Raw genomic sequence first — 17,090 nt, 5'->3', positions numbered from 1 at the left:
TCGATCGTGTGGCCACGTTCACCGCCGCGAAAGCGACAGATCCCTGCGAACGTTCCACAGGGATCTGTCGCTTTCGCGGTGCTGGCGGCCAGCCGCTACCAGCTGACGGGGAGCGGCTTGCCCTCCTCGTAGCCGGCGGCGGACTGGATGCCGACCAGGGCGCGCTCCGAGAACTCGGCGAGCGACGCGGCACCGGCGTAGGTGGCGGAGCTGCGGACGCCCGTGGTGATCATGTCGAGCAGGTCCTCGACGCTCGGGCGCTCCGGGTCGAGGTAGATCGTCGACGACGAGATCCCCTCGGCGAACAGCTCCTTGCGGGCCCGCTCGTACGGGTCGAGCCGCTCGAAGCGCTCGCGGACGGCCTTGGCGGACGCCATCCCCCAGCTCTCCTTGTAGGCCTTGCCGGCGGCGTCGCGGCGGAGCACGCCCGGCGCCTCGAGCGTGCCGGCGAACCACGAGCCGATCATCACGGCCGAGGCGCCGGCCGCGAGGGCGAGGGCGACGTCGCGCGGGTACCGCACCCCGCCGTCGGCCCAGACGTGTGCGCCGAGTGACCGGGCAGCCGCCGCGGTCTCGAGCACGGCGGAGAACTGCGGCCGACCGACCGCCGTCATCATGCGCGTGGTGCACATGGCGCCGGGTCCGACACCGACCTTGATGATGTCCGCACCCGCGTCGACCAGGTGGGCGACGGCGTCGGCAGTGACGACGTTGCCGGCGACGAGCGGGATGCCGAGCCGCAGTGCGGCGACGGTGCGGAGCGCGCGGAGCATGCCCTCCTGGTGTCCGTGGGCCGTGTCGAGGACCAGGACGTCGACCCCGGCGGCGGCGAGGGCCTGCGCCTTGGCGGCGACGTCGCCGTTGATGCCGATCGCGGCTGCGACACGCAGGCGGCCCGAGGCGTCGACGGCGGGGGTGTAGATGTCGGAGCGGATGGCGCTCGTCCGGCTCGTGGTGCCGACCACCTTGCCGTGCCGGACGACGGGTGCGAAGTCGACCTCGGCGCCGCTCAGCACGTCGTAGACGTGGCGGGGCGTGCCGGCGTCCTCGGCGTCGATCGCGGTCGAGGCGCCGTGCAGCAGGTCGCCGAGCGTCGCGTCCGGGCCGGCATCGCCGAGGCGGCTCGCGGGGACGCAGCCGAGGTACTCTCCGGCGGCGTCACGGACCACCACGCCACGACCGGCGACGGGCAGCAGCTGCTCCAGTGCCTCGGCGACGGTGGTGGACGAGCCCATGTCGTAGGCGGTGTCGTAGTCGACCGGCTGGTCCTTCACCCAGCGGATCGCGGCGTCGAGGTCCTGCAGGTGCATGTCCTGCGGCAGGACGCCGAGGCCACCGCGCCGGGCCAGGGTCGCGGCGAGGCGCGGACCCGTGACCGAGTTCATGTTGGCGCTCACGATCGGGATCGTCGCACCGCTGCCGTCGTTGGACGCCAGGTCGACGTCGAAGCGGCTCGTCACACCGGAACGGCTCGGGACGAGGAAGACGTCGGAGTAGGTCAGGTCGTGCGTCGGCCGCGTCTCGTAGAACCTCATGGGCCCCACTGTACGGCTCCGCCCGGGGGCCGGACCGGGCCCCGACTCGCGCCGAGGCTGACACGGAACGGACATGTGCGAGCGGCTAGGCTTGGCACCTGTGCGGGGCAGGGTTGCGCCGCACGACACACACGAGCATCTATCGACGGAGAGTGGGCGATCGGCTGTGTCGAGCCATCTGACCGGAACGGACGAGACCGCGGGCGAATTCGGGGCGAACGAGTGGCTCGTCGACGAGCTCTACGAGCAGTTCGTCGCGGACAAGGAGTCGGTCGACAAGTCCTGGTGGCCGGTCCTCGAGAGCTACCACCGCACGCAGGTCGGCGGCGCTCCGGCAGCTGACACCGCCCCCGCCGCTCCCGCCGCGGCCGAGACCACCACCACGGAGCCGTCCGCCGCAGCGCCCGCTCCGGCCGGTGGTCCGATCCAGGCGAAGACCACGTCGCGCCAGCCGACGCCACCGCCGATCCCGGCCGAGGCGAACGACGCCGCCGACGACCACGAGGAGACCCACGAGGACGTGGCGACCCCGCTCCGGGGCATGGCGAAGACCCTGGCGTCGAACATGGACGCCTCGCTCACCGTCCCCACCGCGACGAGCGTCCGGACGATCCCGGCGAAGCTGATGATCGACAACCGGATCGTCATCAACAACCACCTGCGCCGTGCCCGCGGCGGCAAGATCTCCTTCACCCACCTGATCGGGTGGGCGATGGTGCAGGCGCTCAAGGACTTCCCGAGCCAGAACGTGTTCTACGAGGAGCGCGACGGCAAGCCGTTCGTCGTCGCCCCGGCGCACGTGAACCTCGGCATCGCGATCGACGTCCCGAAGAAGGACGGCACCCGGTCGCTGCTCGTCCCGAGCATCAAGCGCGCGGAGACCCTGACCTTCGGCCAGTTCCTGTCGGCGTACGAGGACCTGGTGAAGCGGGCCCGCGACAACAAGCTGACGCCGGCCGACTTCCAGGGCACGACGATCTCGCTCACGAACCCGGGCGGCATCGGGACCGTGCACTCGGTCCCCCGCCTGACCAAGGGGCAGGGCGCCATCATCGGTGCCGGCGCCCTCGAGTACCCGGCGCAGTTCCAGGGATCGGCGTCGAAGACCCTGGTCGAGCTCGGCATCGGCAAGACCATCACCCTGACGAGCACCTACGACCACCGGGTCATCCAGGGCGCCGGGTCGGGCGAGTACCTCAAGCACGTGCACGAGCGCCTCATCGGCGAGCACGGCTTCTACGACGGCATCTTCGCCGCGCTCCGGATCCCGTACAAGCCGATCCAGTGGGCGAACGACATCAACGTCGACCTGGCGCACCGCGTCAACAAGACCGCTCGCGTGCAGGAGCTCATCAACAGCTACCGCGTCCGCGGGCACCTGATGGCCGACATCGACCCGCTCGAGTACCGCCAGCGCACACACCCCGACCTCGAGATCGAGAGCCACGGGCTGACCTTCTGGGACCTCGACCGCGAGTTCGTCACCGGCGGGCTGGCCGGCACGACGAGCGCTCCGCTGCGCGACGTGCTCGGGATCCTGCGCGACGCGTACTGCCGCACGGTCGGCATCGAGTACATGCACATCCAGGACCCGGAGCAGCGCCGCTGGGTGCAGGAACGCATCGAGGTCCCCTACTCCAAGCCGTCGAAGGACGAGCAGCTCCGTGTCCTCGGCAAGCTCAACGAGGCCGAGGCGTTCGAGACCTTCCTGCAGACGAAGTACGTCGGACAGAAGCGCTTCTCGCTCGAGGGCGGCGAGTCCACCATCGCGTTCCTCGACACCCTCATCCAGCACGCCGCTGCTGTGGGCCTCGCCGAGGTCGCGATCGGCATGGCGCACCGCGGTCGCCTGAACGTGCTGACGAACATCGCGGGCAAGACGTACGGCCAGATCTTCCGTGAGTTCGAGGGGTCGTCCCTGCCGGGGTCGGTGTCCGGCCAGGGCTCCGGCGACGTGAAGTACCACGTGGGCACCGAGGGGCTCTTCCGCACCTCGGACGGCTCGAGCATCCCCGTGACGATCGCGGCGAACCCGTCCCACCTCGAGGCCGTCGACGGCGTGCTCGAGGGCATCGTCCGCGCCAAGCAGGACAAGCAGGGCCCCGGTTCGACGAACGTCCTGCCGGTCCTCGTCCACGGCGATGCGGCGATGGCCGGTCAGGGCGTCGTGGTCGAGACGCTGCAGATGTCGCAGCTGCGCGGCTACCGCACCGGCGGCACCGTGCACCTCGTCATCAACAACCAGGTCGGCTTCACCACCCCGCCGGAGTCGGCACGCAGCTCGGTGTACTCCACCGACGTCGCCAAGACGATCCAGGCGCCGATCTTCCACGTCAACGGCGACGACCCCGAGGCCGTCGCACGCGTCGCCGACCTGGCGTTCGAGTACCGCGAGGCGTTCCACCGCGACGTCGTCATCGACCTCATCTGCTACCGCCGCCGCGGACACAACGAGGGCGACGACCCCTCGATGACCCAGCCGCTCATGTACAACCTCATCGAGGCGAAGCGCTCCGTCCGCACCCTGTACACCGAGGCCCTCGTCGGCCGCGGTGACATCACCCAGGAGGAGTACGACGAGGCGCACCGCGACTTCCAGGACCGCCTGGAGCGTGCCTTCGCCGAGACGCACGAGGCGCAGACCGGCACCATCCCGGTCATCCAGGTCGACGACGACGGCGCCGTGCAAGGGCTCGAACGTCCGGCGGCGCAGCAGGACGACTCCGAGGTCGAGGTCCGCGACACCGCGGTCTCCGAAGAACTCGTCCGCTCCATCGGGGACGCCCACAGCAACCCGCCCGCCGGCTTCTCGATCCACCCGAAGCTGCAGCAGCTGCTGTCGAAGCGCACCGAGATGACCCGCAACGGCGGCGTCGACTGGGCGATGGCCGAGCTCATGGCGATCGGTTCGCTGCTGGTCGAGGGCAAGCCCGTCCGGTTCGCCGGCCAGGACGCCCGGCGCGGCACCTTCGTCCAGCGCCAGGCGGTGTTCCACGACCGGTCGAACGGCCAGGAGTGGCTGCCGCTGTCGAACCTCTCCGAGGGTCAGGCCCGCTTCACCATCTACGACTCGCTCCTCAGCGAGTACGCGGCGATGGCGTTCGAGTACGGCTACTCGGTGGAGCGCCCCGAGGCACTCGTGCTGTGGGAAGCGCAGTTCGGTGACTTCGCGAACGGCGCCCAGACCGTCATCGACGAGTTCATCTCGTCCGCCGAGCAGAAGTGGGGACAGCGCTCCGGCCTGGTGCTGCTGCTGCCGCACGGCTACGAGGGCCAGGGACCGGACCACTCCTCCGCCCGCATCGAGCGGTACCTGCAGCTGTGCGCCGAGGACAACATGGTCGTCGCCCGCCCCTCGACCCCGGCGTCCTACTTCCACCTGCTGCGCCGTCAGGCGTGGGCGCGTCCGCAGAAGCCGCTGATCGTCTTCTCGCCGAAGGCCATGCTCCGGCTGCGGCAGGCGACGAGTGCGGTCGAGGCCTTCACCGACGGCACCTTCGAAGAGGTCATCGACGACGACCGGGTGACCGACAAGGCAGCGGTGCGTCGCGTGGTGCTGCACTCCGGCAAGGTGCACCACGACCTGCGCGCCGAGGTCGACAAGCGCGGGGTCACCGACGTCGCCCTCGTCCGGCTGGAGCAGCTCGCGCCGCTCCCCCTCGCGCGCATCCTCGAGGTGCTCGCGGGCTACCCGGACGCCGACGTCGTGTGGGCGCAGGAAGAGCCCGAGAACCAGGGCGCCTGGCCCTTCGTCTGCATGAACCTGTCACCGCACCTCGACGGTCGACCGCTGTCGGTCGCCGCCCGTGCCGCGAGTGCCGCGCCGGCCACCGGATCGTCGAAGCGCTCCGCGCAGGAGGCCACCGAGGTCATCGAGAAGGCACTCGGCTAGACCCCACGCCGGGGTGCGCTACGCGATCTTCGTGTAGCGCACCCCGGCGTCGTGGTACCCGCGCTTCTGGTAGAACCGGTGCGCGCTGTCCGTCGCGGCCGCACTGACGGCACTCAGGCGACGCGCGCCCTGCTCCACCGCCCATGCTTCGAAGGTGGCGATGAGCGCCGAACCGGTGCCGAGCCTCCTCGCCGTGTCGTCGACCACCAGCAGCAGGAGCTGCGCCGTCGGCTCGTCGCTCGCGTACGCCCAGGTGACCTGCGCGCCGGCGACCGCCACCGGGCGGCCGTCCTCGCCACGCACCACCCAGGTGCGGTGTCCGGCCTCGGGCGTGAGCCGTTCGAGGCGTGCGCGCATCGCCGCGTCGTCGACCTCGTGGCCGAGCAGGCGGACGAGAGCAGCGACGTCGGAGACGTCCGTGTCGGACCAGGTGGTGATCGACTCGACGAGGAGGGTCATGCTGGCGACCCTACCCGGGCGCCGCGCTGTGTTGCGACGGGGTGTCATCACAACTGATATTCATATATGCTGCTGACCCTCTGGCTCGACGGGGTGCAGCAGGACGCCCGGACCGACGCCGTGTCACTCCGACAGTACGACGGGCACTGGCGAGCGGGCCGGCAGACGTTGGCCGGATGGCCGAACGCCGGTGGGTACGCGTTCACCGGCGACGTCGACACGGTCCGCGTGTACGACGACGTCCTGGACGCCTCGACGATCGCAGCGCACCACGCCGCCGGACGCTGAGCCCGCGGCTTCGTCAGTGGGTGGACTGCTCCAGCCGGATGCGCGCGAGGATCTCGCCACGCAGTTCTTCCGGAGCGGTCTCCTTGCACGCGCGGCGCACGGTCTCGATCAGGACGACGCCGACGCGGTGTTCGGTCGTGCAGTCCTCGCAGTCGTCCATGTGCTCGCGGATGTCCGCCGCGTCCTCGCGGCAGAGCTCCCCGTGCAGGAACTCCTCGAGCTCGGCCTTCGCCTTGGAGCAGTCGCAGCCGCTCATCGTGCTTCCTTCCCATCGACGCGACCCTCGGTCGCGGCAGTCTTCCGGCCTCGTCCGCGCATCGTCGCCGTCGACGCTGCGTCCGGGACGATGCCGGTCTCACGGGCGTGGTCCGCCAGGAGCCCCCGGAGGAGCCGGCGACCACGGTGCAGACGGCTCATGACCGTCCCCACGGGGGTCTTCATGATGTCGGCGATCTCCTGGTACGAGAAGCCCTCGACATCAGCGAAGTACACGGCCATCCGGAAGTCCTCCGAGATGGCCTGCAGGGCGTCCTTGACGGCGGAGGACGGCAGGTGGTCGATCGCGTCGGCCTCGGCCGACCGTGCGGAGATCGACTGGGTGACGCTCTCCGCGCCGCCCAACTGCCAGTCCTCGAGCTCGTCGATGGTGCCCTGGTACGGGTTCCGCTGGTTCTTGCGGTACGTGTTGATGAACGTGTTCGTCAGGATCCGGTACAGCCAGGCCTTCAGGTTCGTGCCCTGCTTGAACTGACGGAACGCAGCGAACGCCTTGACGAAGGTCTCCTGCACGAGGTCCGAGGCGTCGGCCGGATTGCGGGTCATCCGCATCGCCGCGCCGTACAGCTGGTCCATGAAGGGCAGCGCCTGGGTCTCGAAGAGGGCGCGGAGCTCGTCGGCCGGCACCGTCTTGGCGTCGACGAACGACGCCTCGTCTTCCGCCTCGACCGCGTCGAGCTGCTCCTCGGTCTCCTCGACCAGGTCGTGCGGTGCTGCCTGCGGCTCGTCGGTCGTCATCGCGGGCCAGTCTAGAGCGAGCGACGTGGACACGCCGGGCAGGCGCGTCCGCGATGGTGCGAGTGCTGTCGCCAAGGGTCCTCCCGATCGTTTCAGTAGTCTTGTGAACCGATGGCAGACACGACGCATTCCCGGAGCGGTGCACAGCCCGCCGCGGACCCGGCCCCCTGGATCGCCCCGCTCGCGCGCGGCCCCCTGCGCGGCGACGTCGCGCTGCCCGGCTCGAAGTCGCTGACGAACCGCGAGCTCGTGCTCGCCGCCCTCGCGGACGGCCCCTCCGTCATCCGCCTGCCGCTGCACTCCCGCGACTCGGCGCTCATGATCGCGGGGCTCCGGCAGCTCGGCGTCGGGATCGACGAGGTCGAACCGGCACCGGGCGAGCAGCCGAACCCGTACGGCCCGGACCTCCGGATCACCCCGGCGCCGATGCACGGTGACGTGCGCGTCGACTGCGGGCTCGCCGGCACCGTGATGCGGTTCCTGCCGCCCCTCGCCGCCCTGGCAGTCGGCCCCGTGGTCATCGACGGCGACCCCTACGCCCGCAAGCGTCCGATGCACGCGATCATCCGGGCGCTCGTCGACCTCGGCGTCGACGTCACCGACGACGGCGACGGCTCGATGCCGTTCGCGTTCACCGGCACCGGCTCGGTCCGGGGTGGCGCCCTGTCGATCGATGCGTCGGCGTCGTCCCAGTTCGTCTCGGGCCTGCTGCTCTCCGCGCCGCGCTTCGACGAGGGCCTGCACCTCACCCACGTGGGCGAACGACTGCCGAGCCTGCCGCACATCGAGATGACCGTCGCCACGCTCCGTGCCCGCGGCGTGACCGTCGACGAGCCCGCGGTCGGCGAGTGGGTCGTCCACCCCGGGCCGATCGGCGCGCGCGACGTCACGATCGAGCCGGACCTGTCGAACGCCGCACCGTTCGCGGTCGCCGCGCTCGTCGCGGGCGGCACCGTCCGCATCCGCACCTGGCCGCGCGCGACCACGCAGGTCGGCGCCGACCTCGAGACGCTCCTGCCCCTGTGGGGCGCGACCGTGGCCCGAGACGGTGACGACCTGGTCGTCGACGGCGGCGTCGGGATCCGCGGCGGGGCCTCCTTGCCGGGTGTCGACCTGGACCTCAGCCGCGGCGGCGAGCTCGCACCGGCGCTCGTCGCGCTGGCGGCACTGGCCGGCGAGCCGACCGAGATCACCGGGATCGGCCACCTGCGTGGGCACGAGACGGATCGCCTCGCCGCGCTCGCGGCGGACGTGAACCGATCGGGAGGCTCGGTGCACGAACTCGACGACGGCCTGCGGATCGAGCCTGCCGCGCTCCACGGCGGCGACTGGGCCGCGTACGACGACCACCGGATGGCGACGGCCGGCGCCATCGTGGGGCTCGTCGTCGACGGCGTCGCCGTCGACGACATCGGGTCGACGGCGAAGACCCTGCCGCAGTTCCCCGAGCTGTGGGCGGCGATGGTCGCCTCCTCCGGCTCGCTCGACTCGGTTCCGGGAGTCTGAGCCCATGAGCTGGTGGGACGACGTCGACGGGGACGACTCCGACGCGGACGAGCCGTACGGACAGTACGACGAGTCGAGCGTGCGGGTGCGTCCGAACCCGAAGGGCAACCGACCCCGCACGAAGACGCGGCCGACCTACGACGACGCCCCCGTCGGCTGGGTGACGAACGTCGACCGCGGGCGGTTCGGCGTGCTGGTGGGAACGGGGTCCGGCTCCGGCTCCGGCTCCGGCTCCGGCGACGAGCACGTCATCACGGCGACCAAGGCCCGGGAGCTCGGCAAGAAGTCCGTCGTCACCGGCGACCACGTGTCGCTCGTCGGCGACGTCTCCGGTGACCCCGGATCGCTGGCGCGCATCGTGAAGGTCGCCGAGCGCACCACCTTGCTCCGCCGCAGCGCCGACGACTCCGACGAGGTCGAGCGCGTCATCGTGGCGAACGCCGACCAGATGCTCATCGTGGTGGCCGCCGCCGACCCCGAGCCGCGCACCCGCCTGATCGACCGGTACCTGGTGGCCGCGTTCGACGCCGGCCTCGACCCGATCCTCTGCATCACGAAGACCGACCTCGCCGACCCTGCCCCGTTCCTGGCGCACTTCGCGTGCCTCGACCTCCGGATCGTGACGAGCCGATCGGACGACGTCCCGTTCGAGGTGCTGCACGACCTGCTCGACGACAAGGTCACCGTGACCGTCGGGCACTCGGGCGTCGGCAAGTCGACGCTCGTGAACGCCCTGACCGGGTCGACGCGGGCGATCGGTGTCGTGAACTCGGTGACGGGTCGCGGGCGGCACACCTCGTCGTCGTCGATCGCGCTGCGGGTGCGGGACGGCGGCTGGATCATCGACACCCCCGGCGTGCGGTCGTTCGGCCTCGGGCACGTCGACCCGGCGAACGTCTTCCGCGCGTTCGCCTCGCACGCGATCCCGGTGCGGCCCGCGCGGGACGGCATCCCGTTGGCGCAGGCGCACGACTGGGAGATCGTCGACCGGGTGCAGGACGGCGAGCTCGGGCCGACGGGCGTCGAGCGGCTCGACTCGTTCCGCGCGCTGCTGACCGGCATGGGCGCCTCCGACCCCGGCCTGGAGTAGCCCGTCCCGCCGCGCCCGTGCCGTCCCGTCGAGGTTCCGAAATCTGCACATCTCGGCGGCGTCACGGGCCGTTCGTGGAACCTCGGCGAACAGCGCGCGGCGTGTTGTGGAACCTCGGCGGAGTGAGCTCGGGCGTGTCGCCAGTATCACCGAGCCGCGCCCCACCACGCCCCGCCCCGCTGCCCGCCACGCCCCGCTGCCCGCCCGCCTGCCCACCCCCGCGTCGACACGTGTGCAGCAGTGTTGTACAGTGGACCCTCGTGTCTGAAGTTGCAAAGTACAACTTTGCGCCGACCCCCGCCGTCGACGCCCCGTCCTCGAGCACGACAACGACGTCGCACGCGCACCACTCCCCCACGCACAAGTCCCCCAGGGCCCCGAAGCCGCAGCGCACCGACAGCGTCCTGCGCCCCGCCGGCCTCGGACGGGTGCTCCTGACCTTCGCGACGCACATCCTCGTGCCGCTCTTCCTGGCCGCCGGCATGGGACTCGCCTACCTCGGCGCCTTCCACGCACCCGCGCCGAAGGAGCTGCCGGTCGGCATCGTCGGGCAGTCTGCCGCGACCCAGGTGTTCGCCCAGACCGTCACCGACGAGTCCGACGGCGCGCTCGTCGCCCACGTCGTCGCCTCGACCAAGGACGCCGAGCGGCAGATCCGCGACCGCGACCTCGCCGCCGTGTACGCCCCGACCACCACGGGCGCGACGCTCTACGTCTCGACGGCTGCGTCGGAGACGACCGCGTCCGCCGCGCAGAAGGTCTTCCTGCCGATCGCGTACGAGCAGCACGTGCCGTTCCGGGTGGTCGACGTCGTCCCGACGGGCGAGCAGGACAGCACCGGGCAGGGGCTGTTCTTCCTGCTCGTCGCGCTGAGCGTCGGCGGCTACGCATCGGCCATCGCCGTGGCGTCCGTCGCGACGAAGCTCCGCGCGGTGTGGACCGCGGTGGTCGGGCTCGCCACCGCCGGGGTCGTCGCCGGCATCGGGATCATCGTCGCCGGACCGATCTACGGCGTCATCACCACGCACCACTGGCAGGTGTTCCTGTTCGCCTGGCTGTACGACGCGATCATCGTCGCGATCGGCGTGGGCCTGCACCCGGTGCTCGGGCGGTGGACCACTCCGGTGCTCACGATGCTGTTCGTGATGCTCAACTTCACGTCGTCCGGCGGGATCTTCCAGGCGTCGTTCGTGCCCGGGTTCTTCTCCGCGCTCCACTCCTTCTGGAGCGGCGCCGCGTGGCTGCAGGCAGCGCAGGACCTGCAGTACTTCCCGGACGCCTCCCTCGGCCGGTCGTCCCTGGTCCTCGCACTCTGGCTCGCCGCGGCGGTCCTGCTCTGCGTGGTCGTGCACGGGCTCGTCGCCCGCCGCACGCGCATCGCCCGCGAGCGCGAGGTCACCCGGCTCGAGGAGGAAGAGGTCGTCGCCGCGTAGCCCCGCTACGCTCGACCCGTGGACCTCAGCGCCGACCTGGACTTCGCCCGCTCGCTCGCCGACATCGCCGACACGATCAGCCTCGAGCGGTTCCGCGCCGCCGACCTGCACGTGTCGAAGAAGGCCGACAGCACGCACGTCACCGATGCCGACCAGGCCGTCGAGCACGCCCTGCGCGAGCGGATCGCGACGGAACGGCCCGACGACGCGTTCCTCGGCGAGGAGACGACGGCGGACACCGGCGCCGAGGCGACGAGCGAGGGCCACCGCCAGTGGGTCGTCGACCCGATCGACGGCACCGCGAACTACCTGCGCGGCGTGCCGGTGTGGGCGACGCTCATCGCCCTGGCGGTCGACGGTCGCCCCGTGCTCGGCGTGGTGAGCGCCCCCGCACTCGGCAAGCGCTGGTGGGCGGCGGAGGGGCTCGGCGCGCACTCGTTCGACGGCGCGCTCCGCGTGTCCGGCGTCGCGGACCTGTCCGACGCGAGCCTGAGCTACAACAGCATCCAGCAGTGGGACGACGACGACCGGCTCGACGCGCTCGTCGACCTGTCGCGCAGGGTCTGGCGCACGCGCGCCTACGGCGACATGTGGTCGTACATGCTGGTCGCCGAGGGCGTCATCGACATCGCGGGCGAACCCGACCTGAAGCCGTGGGACATCGCCGCCCTCGTCCCCATCGTGGAAGAGGCGGGCGGACGTTTCACCTCGCTCGACGGCGACCCCGGAGCCTGGCACGGCAGCGCGCTCGCGACGAACGGCCTGGTGCACGACGCCGTCGTCGAGGTCATCCGCCGCTAGCGCGACGCAGAACGACACCGTCGACGTCGGACGACGTCGACGGTGTCGTTCCGAGTCGATCAGGCCGCCGCGGCCTCGCGCCGAGCCGCACGCCGCCGCACCACCAGGTCCCCGACGGCGAGCACGAGTGCGAGCGCCATCAGCGACACCGTGAACGTCGTGCCGCTCCGGAATGCGTCGTGGTACGCGTCGAGCCGACTCCCCCCGGACCCGTCGCCACCGGCAGCGGAACCCCGCACGATCCCGTAGAAGATGCTCGTCGCCACCGCGGTGCCGATCGCGGTCCCGACGCGCTGCCCGAGCTGCTGCATGGACCCGGCGACGCCGGACTGCTCGACGGGGATCTCGGCCAGGGTGAGCGTCTGGTTCGGCGACACCACGAACCCGCCGCCGAGCCCGCCGACCAGGAACGCCCCGGCCATCGCCCACGGCGTGACCTCCGGCGGGGTCAGGACCGCGGCGAGCATGAGCAGCACGAAGCCGACCACGACCATGAACAGCCCGAAGACCACCAGTGCCCGCCCGACCCGGTCGACGATCCGACCGCCGATGTACGACCCGACGGCACTCGTGGCCGCGAACGGGATGCTCACCATGCCGGCGAACAGCGGGGAGAGTCCGAGGCCTTCCTGCAGGAAGAGCGTCACCATCAGGAAGGACGCCGGGATCGCCGCGAAGTAGACGGCGACGATCGACAGCCCGTTGCGGTACGACGACAGCCGGAACAGCTCGAAGTGCACCACCGGCGACTTGCCCTGCCGCTTGTACCGGACCTCCCAGAGCACGAACAGTCCGAGGAACACCACGAACCCGACGAGCCACAGCCACCGCGCGCCGGAGTCACCAGCACCCGTGGTGAGCACGAACGGCAGCATCAGCGTGATGATCGCGGCGCCGAGCAGCAGGATGCCGACGATGTCCAGCTCGCGGTCCTTCGCCTGTCCCTGCGCTCCCTTGGGCAGGAGCTTCACCGCGAAGAACAGGGCGACGAGGCCGAGCGGCACGTTCATCCAGAACAGCAGGCGCCACCCGTTCTCCTCACCGCCGATCGCGATGAGCCCACCGCCGATGGTCGGGCCGAGCGCGGTGGAGATGCCGATCATGGCGCCGAACAGCCCGAAGGCCCGTCCGCGTTCCGGCCCGCGGAACAGCTGCTGCACGAGCCCGATCACCTGCGGCATCTGCGTGCCCGCGGCGAAGCCCTGCAGGATCCGCGTGACCATGAGCACCTCGATGGTCGGTGCCACGGCACAGAGCAGGCTCGACACGGTGAACGCGACGAGCCCGACGATGAACAGGGCGCGGCGGCTCTTCAGGTCGCCGAGCCGACCGGCGGGCACGAGGGCGAGACCGAACGCCAGGGCGTACCCCGCCACGATGAGCTGGAGCGACGAGCTGGTGGCGTGGAGGGACTGCTCGATCGACGGCAGTCCGACGTTGACCTTCGACAGGTCGAGGATGGTCAGGGCCGCCACGGCGACGCACACGGCGAAGGCCCTCCAACGCGTGCGGTCGTCGAGGCGGGCGTCGGTCGGGTCAGCGCTGGACATCACCATCGTTCGTACACCGACCGGCCTCCGGGCGGGCGAGACCCACCCCCGGGCGGGTGACACCCCCTCGTCGTGGCCCCCCGGACTGGGGGCACCGTTGCCGGATACGGGGTGCGCGGGGCGGCTCAGATGGCCAGTACCTGAGTTATCGTGCTCATGCGGAAGGTCACGCGCTGACCCGGATTCCCTAGATCCGAGTACATGAGCGCAGACCGACCGTGTTCGTCCGAAGACCCTAACCCGAGGGGTGATACAGACGATGACATCATCGTTCCCGAGCGGAACCGAGTGCACCCTCACTCGTCGACCGCATCCAATCCACGACAGCTCCGGCGCGCGCGCAGTCGCCGCCTCCCGTCCGCACTCCGACACGGCCACCCACCGTGCAGCAGTCCGGTCCGCCTCACGGCGCCCCGTCGCAGCGAACGCAGCGTTCGCCGACGACCTCTCCGCAGGATCCGCTTCCGGGCCCGGAGGCCGGTGAGTCATGGCACTCACCGGTCGACGTCTCGAGGTCGACCGGATCGCGACCCTCGCTGTACTCCCTCGGGAGTCCGCGATGGTCGTGGTCGGCGACCCTGGTTCCGGACGCAGCAGCGTCCTCGACGCGGTCTCGAACCGCGTTTCCCTCCCCGTCGTGCGGGTCGGTGTCAACGGGAGTGAATCCCGGTGGCCCCTGGCCGGCGTGACCTCCCTGTTCACCGCGCTCGACGACCCCCGTGCGACGGCCCACATCGCCCATCTCCTGCAGACGGGCGAGACGGCGGTCCCCGTGACCGCCGGACTGGCGGCGGCGCACGACTTCCTCGACGCCGTGCACGCGCTCACCCTGCCGCCGACGCTCGTGCTGATCGACGACCTCGACCGCATGGACGTCGAGAGCCAGGAGCTCATCGCGTTCCTCGCCGGCCGACTCGCGGGCACCGCCCTGCGCGTCGTGGCGACGGTCCGTTCGGTGCCGTCGGACGGTCCGCTCGCGGCCCTGCCGGCGCTCCGCATCGAGCCGCTGCCGTCCGACGAGGCACTGATCCTCGCCCGGTCGATGGCACCGGAAGAGGCGAACGACGGCGTCCTCGCCGTCCTCGCCGCGGAGACCGGTGGCAACCCCGGCGCACTCCGCGAACAGCTCGCGGTGCTCAGCCGCGAGCAGCTCACCGGTGCGGAGCCGATCGTGCTCCCGCTCCGACCCACTCCGACGACCGAGGCCCTCGCGGCGCTCGCACTCGGGTCCGCCGCGGGACGAGATCTGGACGTCCTCGCGAAGCTCGCCCTGGTGCCGGTCGCGAAGACCACGGCCTGGGACCGCGACGAGCTGGACGACCTGGTCGGAGCAGGCCTCGCCACCGTGCGGGGTCAGAGTGTGACGGTCCGCGACCCCCTGGTCCGGTCCGCGCTGTACTGGCGGATGCCCGCCCGTGACCGCCGCGCGGCACACGCCGCGCTGGCCACGGCGAGCGCCGAGTCCGACCCGCGGGCCGCCGCGTGGCACCGGAGCTTCGTCGACGACGTCCCCGACGTGGTCGCGCTGCTCAGCGCCGCACGGTCCTACGTGGTGGACGGCAACGTGCACGCCGCGATCGCCCTCACCGAGCGTGCCCTGCACGTCGGTGGCGGCACCGAGGACGAGCTCGTCGCGCTGCTCGGGGTCGCCGAGGCCCTGCTCGGCAACCGGATGCTCGGTTACGCCGCGCGCTACCTCGCCGCGCTCCGTCCGTTCCGGACGACTGCGCACGAGGTCCGCCGGCTGCGCCTGCAGTACTCGGCGCAGTACCTCAGTGGCGACGCCGTGCACGCGGACGAGCTCCTCGTGTCGGTGGACGCGACCGAGCCGGCCGACGTGGACGCGATCGCCGGGCTGATGGCCATGGTGGCGTGCTTCCGTGCCGAGGCGTGGGAGCTCGACCAGGCGAGGGACCTCCTGCACCGTGTGGAGCCCCTCGAGGCGTCGGCGTCTCCGCACACGCTGGAGATCACGACGACCGCGCGGGAGCTCATCGCCGCGATCGACGGCACCCTGCCGGCGGACACCGACCTGCACGACGGACTCGCGACGTCGGTGCTGCTGGCGATGTCCGACCCGGCCCTGCTGCTCCTCGCCCACGCGCTGAGCATCGCCGAGCGGTACCGGAGCGCGCGTCGGGTGTTCGCACTCGTGCTCGCCCGGGGCCCGCAGACGGCACCGGTGTGGACCGAGGCAGCTCGCTACCTGACCGCCGAGAACGAGGTGCGCTCCGGGAACTTCCGGCAGGCGCTCCGCGCGATCGACGTGTGGGAGGCCGGTTCCTCGGTGGTCGAGCGGCTCCGTGAGCCGTCGCGGGCCATCGCGATCGCCTGGCGGCACTTCGCCGAGGGGCGTTCCGCCGAAGCCCTGGCGGTCGTGGACCGGTGCCTCGAGCACCGTTCGACGAGCCGCCTGTGGGGTGCGACGGCGAAGCTGCACGCGCTCCGCGGTCGGGTCCTGCTGCTCGACGGCAGACTGGAGGAGGCAGCCGCCGCACTCGAAGCGGCGGACGCCATCGGCCGGTCCCTGCGGAACCCCGCGGTGCTCCGGCACCTCGGCGACCTGGTCGAGGCGTACGCGCGCCTCGGACGGATCGACGACGCCCGCACCATCACGGCGCGACTCGCTGCGGACCACCACGCCCGACCGGGTCGTTGGGGTGCGCTCGTGCTGGCGAGGAGCCTCGCGCTCGTCGCCGACGACACCACCCGGGACACGGCCCGTCGCCGCGCGCTGGAGCTGTTCCAGCCGCACGACTCGCAGTTCGAGCGGGCACGGACGTTCGCGGCCCTCGCGGTCGTCGGTAACCCCGCCGAGCGTCCGCGTCTCGGCGCAGCAGCGGCCGCGGCGTACGAGGCGGCCGGCATGCGCCGTCCCCTCGTCACCCCCGCACCGGCAGCGGCCATGCCGCCGTTCGGCACGGGGTCGTCGCTCCGGTCCGCACCGGTGCTGTCCGCGTCGGTGCCGGGGACGCCCCGGAGCGCTCCGGACGCCTCCGCGGTGCTCACCTCGCTCACGGCCGAGGAACGCGCCGTGGTGCAGAAGGTGACGGAGGGCTACCGCAACCGCGAGATCGCGTCGTCGCTGTTCATGTCGCAGCGCACGGTGGAGCTGCGGCTCACGCAGATCTACCGCAAGGTGGGCGCGCGGTCGCGCTCCCACCTGGTCGCGCTGCTCACGTAGTCGACGCGACCACGAGGCGGACGGGAGGCCCGGTACCAGCTGGTACCGGGCCTCCCGTCCGCCTTTTCCCTGTCCAGAACGCGGCGTGCGTTGCGCGCGCACGTTGCGGGAGTCCGCACGCGACCGCACCGCGGCGTCCCCCGCACGCGGGGAACCGCAAGAGCAGTCGACGACTGTTGCCGTGGCGGCGTCGCCGGGTGAGGCTTCTCATGCACCGACCGCCGTGCCCCTCCCCAGGGGCCAGACCGCGGTACCCCGTCCGGTACCCGAACCTCGTGGCCCACCCACTCCGTCGTCCGTCCTCGCCTGATCCGAGGACGGGCGCCGGTCAGGACCGC

Annotated in this window: 12 protein-coding genes; 7 read left to right on the top strand and 5 right to left on the bottom strand. The window is 71.5% G+C overall.

The window, feature by feature from the left end; all coding sequences use genetic code 11:
• Positions 1-95: 95 nt before the first annotated feature.
• Positions 96-1,535 carry a GuaB1 family IMP dehydrogenase-related protein gene (locus EDF63_RS07125; RefSeq protein WP_123312335.1) on the bottom strand — a complete coding sequence of 480 codons (1,440 nt, stop codon included), beginning with the start codon at positions 1,533-1,535 and terminating at the stop codon, positions 96-98.
• Between the two features lie 166 nt (positions 1,536-1,701).
• Between EDF63_RS07125 and EDF63_RS07120 the strand changes: the two genes are divergently transcribed.
• Entirely contained in the window at positions 1,702-5,427 is a 3,726-nt protein-coding gene (locus EDF63_RS07120; protein WP_185021330.1) for a multifunctional oxoglutarate decarboxylase/oxoglutarate dehydrogenase thiamine pyrophosphate-binding subunit/dihydrolipoyllysine-residue succinyltransferase subunit, read from the top strand.
• An 18-nt stretch (positions 5,428-5,445) separates the two neighbouring features.
• Here EDF63_RS07120 and EDF63_RS07115 read toward each other — a convergent pair whose 3' ends face one another.
• On the bottom strand, positions 5,446-5,886 hold the full coding sequence (locus EDF63_RS07115) for a GNAT family N-acetyltransferase (RefSeq protein ID WP_185021329.1): 441 nt from the start codon (positions 5,884-5,886) through the stop codon (positions 5,446-5,448).
• Positions 5,887-5,952: 66 nt separating this feature from the next.
• Between EDF63_RS07115 and EDF63_RS07110 the strand changes: the two genes are divergently transcribed.
• Positions 5,953-6,174 carry a LamG-like jellyroll fold domain-containing protein gene (locus tag EDF63_RS07110; protein WP_123312333.1) on the top strand — a complete coding sequence of 74 codons (222 nt, stop codon included), beginning with the start codon at positions 5,953-5,955 and terminating at the stop codon, positions 6,172-6,174.
• Positions 6,175-6,187: 13 nt separating this feature from the next.
• Here the strand turns inward: EDF63_RS07110 and EDF63_RS07105 are convergent, their stop codons facing one another.
• Together EDF63_RS07105 and EDF63_RS07100 are read right to left on the bottom strand one after the other, a co-directional pair.
• On the bottom strand, positions 6,188-6,430 hold the full coding sequence (locus EDF63_RS07105) for a zf-HC2 domain-containing protein (protein WP_111086426.1): 243 nt from the start codon (positions 6,428-6,430) through the stop codon (positions 6,188-6,190).
• A complete protein-coding gene (locus EDF63_RS07100; protein ID WP_123312332.1) occupies positions 6,427-7,188 on the bottom strand; it encodes a sigma-70 family RNA polymerase sigma factor in 762 nt (253 codons plus the stop codon). Before EDF63_RS07100 ends, EDF63_RS07105 begins: the two co-directional genes overlap by 4 nt.
• Positions 7,189-7,299: 111 nt before the next feature.
• On the opposite strand from EDF63_RS07100, the gene aroA reads away from it, so the two are divergent.
• From aroA to hisN, 4 genes are all read left to right on the top strand, one after another.
• Positions 7,300-8,694, top strand: a complete 1,395-nt coding sequence (gene aroA, locus EDF63_RS07095) for a 3-phosphoshikimate 1-carboxyvinyltransferase (protein ID WP_123312331.1) — start codon at positions 7,300-7,302, stop codon at positions 8,692-8,694.
• Positions 8,695-8,698: 4 nt separating this feature from the next.
• Positions 8,699-9,784, top strand: coding sequence for a ribosome small subunit-dependent GTPase A (gene rsgA, locus EDF63_RS07090; protein WP_123312330.1), 1,086 nt, complete (start codon positions 8,699-8,701; stop codon positions 9,782-9,784).
• Positions 9,785-10,044: 260 nt separating this feature from the next.
• Positions 10,045-11,217 carry a hypothetical protein gene (locus EDF63_RS07085; RefSeq protein WP_148061746.1) on the top strand — a complete coding sequence of 391 codons (1,173 nt, stop codon included), beginning with the start codon at positions 10,045-10,047 and terminating at the stop codon, positions 11,215-11,217.
• 18 nt (positions 11,218-11,235) lie between these two features.
• A complete protein-coding gene (gene hisN / locus EDF63_RS07080) occupies positions 11,236-12,018 on the top strand; it encodes a histidinol-phosphatase (RefSeq protein WP_123312329.1) in 783 nt (260 codons plus the stop codon).
• Between the two features lie 59 nt (positions 12,019-12,077).
• On the opposite strand, the gene EDF63_RS07075 is transcribed toward hisN, so the two are convergent.
• Positions 12,078-13,568, bottom strand: a complete 1,491-nt coding sequence (locus EDF63_RS07075) for an MFS transporter (RefSeq protein WP_123312328.1) — start codon at positions 13,566-13,568, stop codon at positions 12,078-12,080.
• A gap of 487 nt (positions 13,569-14,055) precedes the next feature.
• Between EDF63_RS07075 and EDF63_RS07070 the strand changes: the two genes are divergently transcribed.
• A complete protein-coding gene (locus EDF63_RS07070) occupies positions 14,056-16,752 on the top strand; it encodes a LuxR family transcriptional regulator (RefSeq protein ID WP_123312327.1) in 2,697 nt (898 codons plus the stop codon).
• Positions 16,753-17,090 lie beyond the last annotated feature (338 nt).

Source organism: Curtobacterium sp. JUb34, assembly GCF_003755065.1.
GTDB lineage: Bacteria > Actinomycetota > Actinomycetes > Actinomycetales > Microbacteriaceae > Curtobacterium.
Note: the sequence above shows the minus strand (reverse complement) of the source record. Positions and strands in the feature narration are given on the sequence as shown.

What these genes read in the sequence shown, in the direction of transcription:
- EDF63_RS07125 (WP_123312335.1), bottom strand. Translation starts at nt 1,535, where the DNA reads ATGAGGTTCTACGAGACGCGGCCGACGCACGACCTGACCTACTCCGAC.
- EDF63_RS07115 (WP_185021329.1), bottom strand. Translation starts at nt 5,886, where the DNA reads ATGACCCTCCTCGTCGAGTCGATCACCACCTGGTCCGACACGGACGTC.
- EDF63_RS07110 (WP_123312333.1), top strand. Translation starts at nt 5,953, where the DNA reads ATGCTGCTGACCCTCTGGCTCGACGGGGTGCAGCAGGACGCCCGGACC.
- EDF63_RS07105 (WP_111086426.1), bottom strand. Translation starts at nt 6,430, where the DNA reads ATGAGCGGCTGCGACTGCTCCAAGGCGAAGGCCGAGCTCGAGGAGTTC.
- EDF63_RS07100 (WP_123312332.1), bottom strand. Translation starts at nt 7,188, where the DNA reads ATGACGACCGACGAGCCGCAGGCAGCACCGCACGACCTGGTCGAGGAG.
- aroA (WP_123312331.1), top strand. Translation starts at nt 7,300, where the DNA reads ATGGCAGACACGACGCATTCCCGGAGCGGTGCACAGCCCGCCGCGGAC.
- rsgA (WP_123312330.1), top strand. Translation starts at nt 8,699, where the DNA reads ATGAGCTGGTGGGACGACGTCGACGGGGACGACTCCGACGCGGACGAG.
- EDF63_RS07075 (WP_123312328.1), bottom strand. Translation starts at nt 13,568, where the DNA reads ATGTCCAGCGCTGACCCGACCGACGCCCGCCTCGACGACCGCACGCGT.
- EDF63_RS07070 (WP_123312327.1), top strand. Translation starts at nt 14,056, where the DNA reads ATGGCACTCACCGGTCGACGTCTCGAGGTCGACCGGATCGCGACCCTC.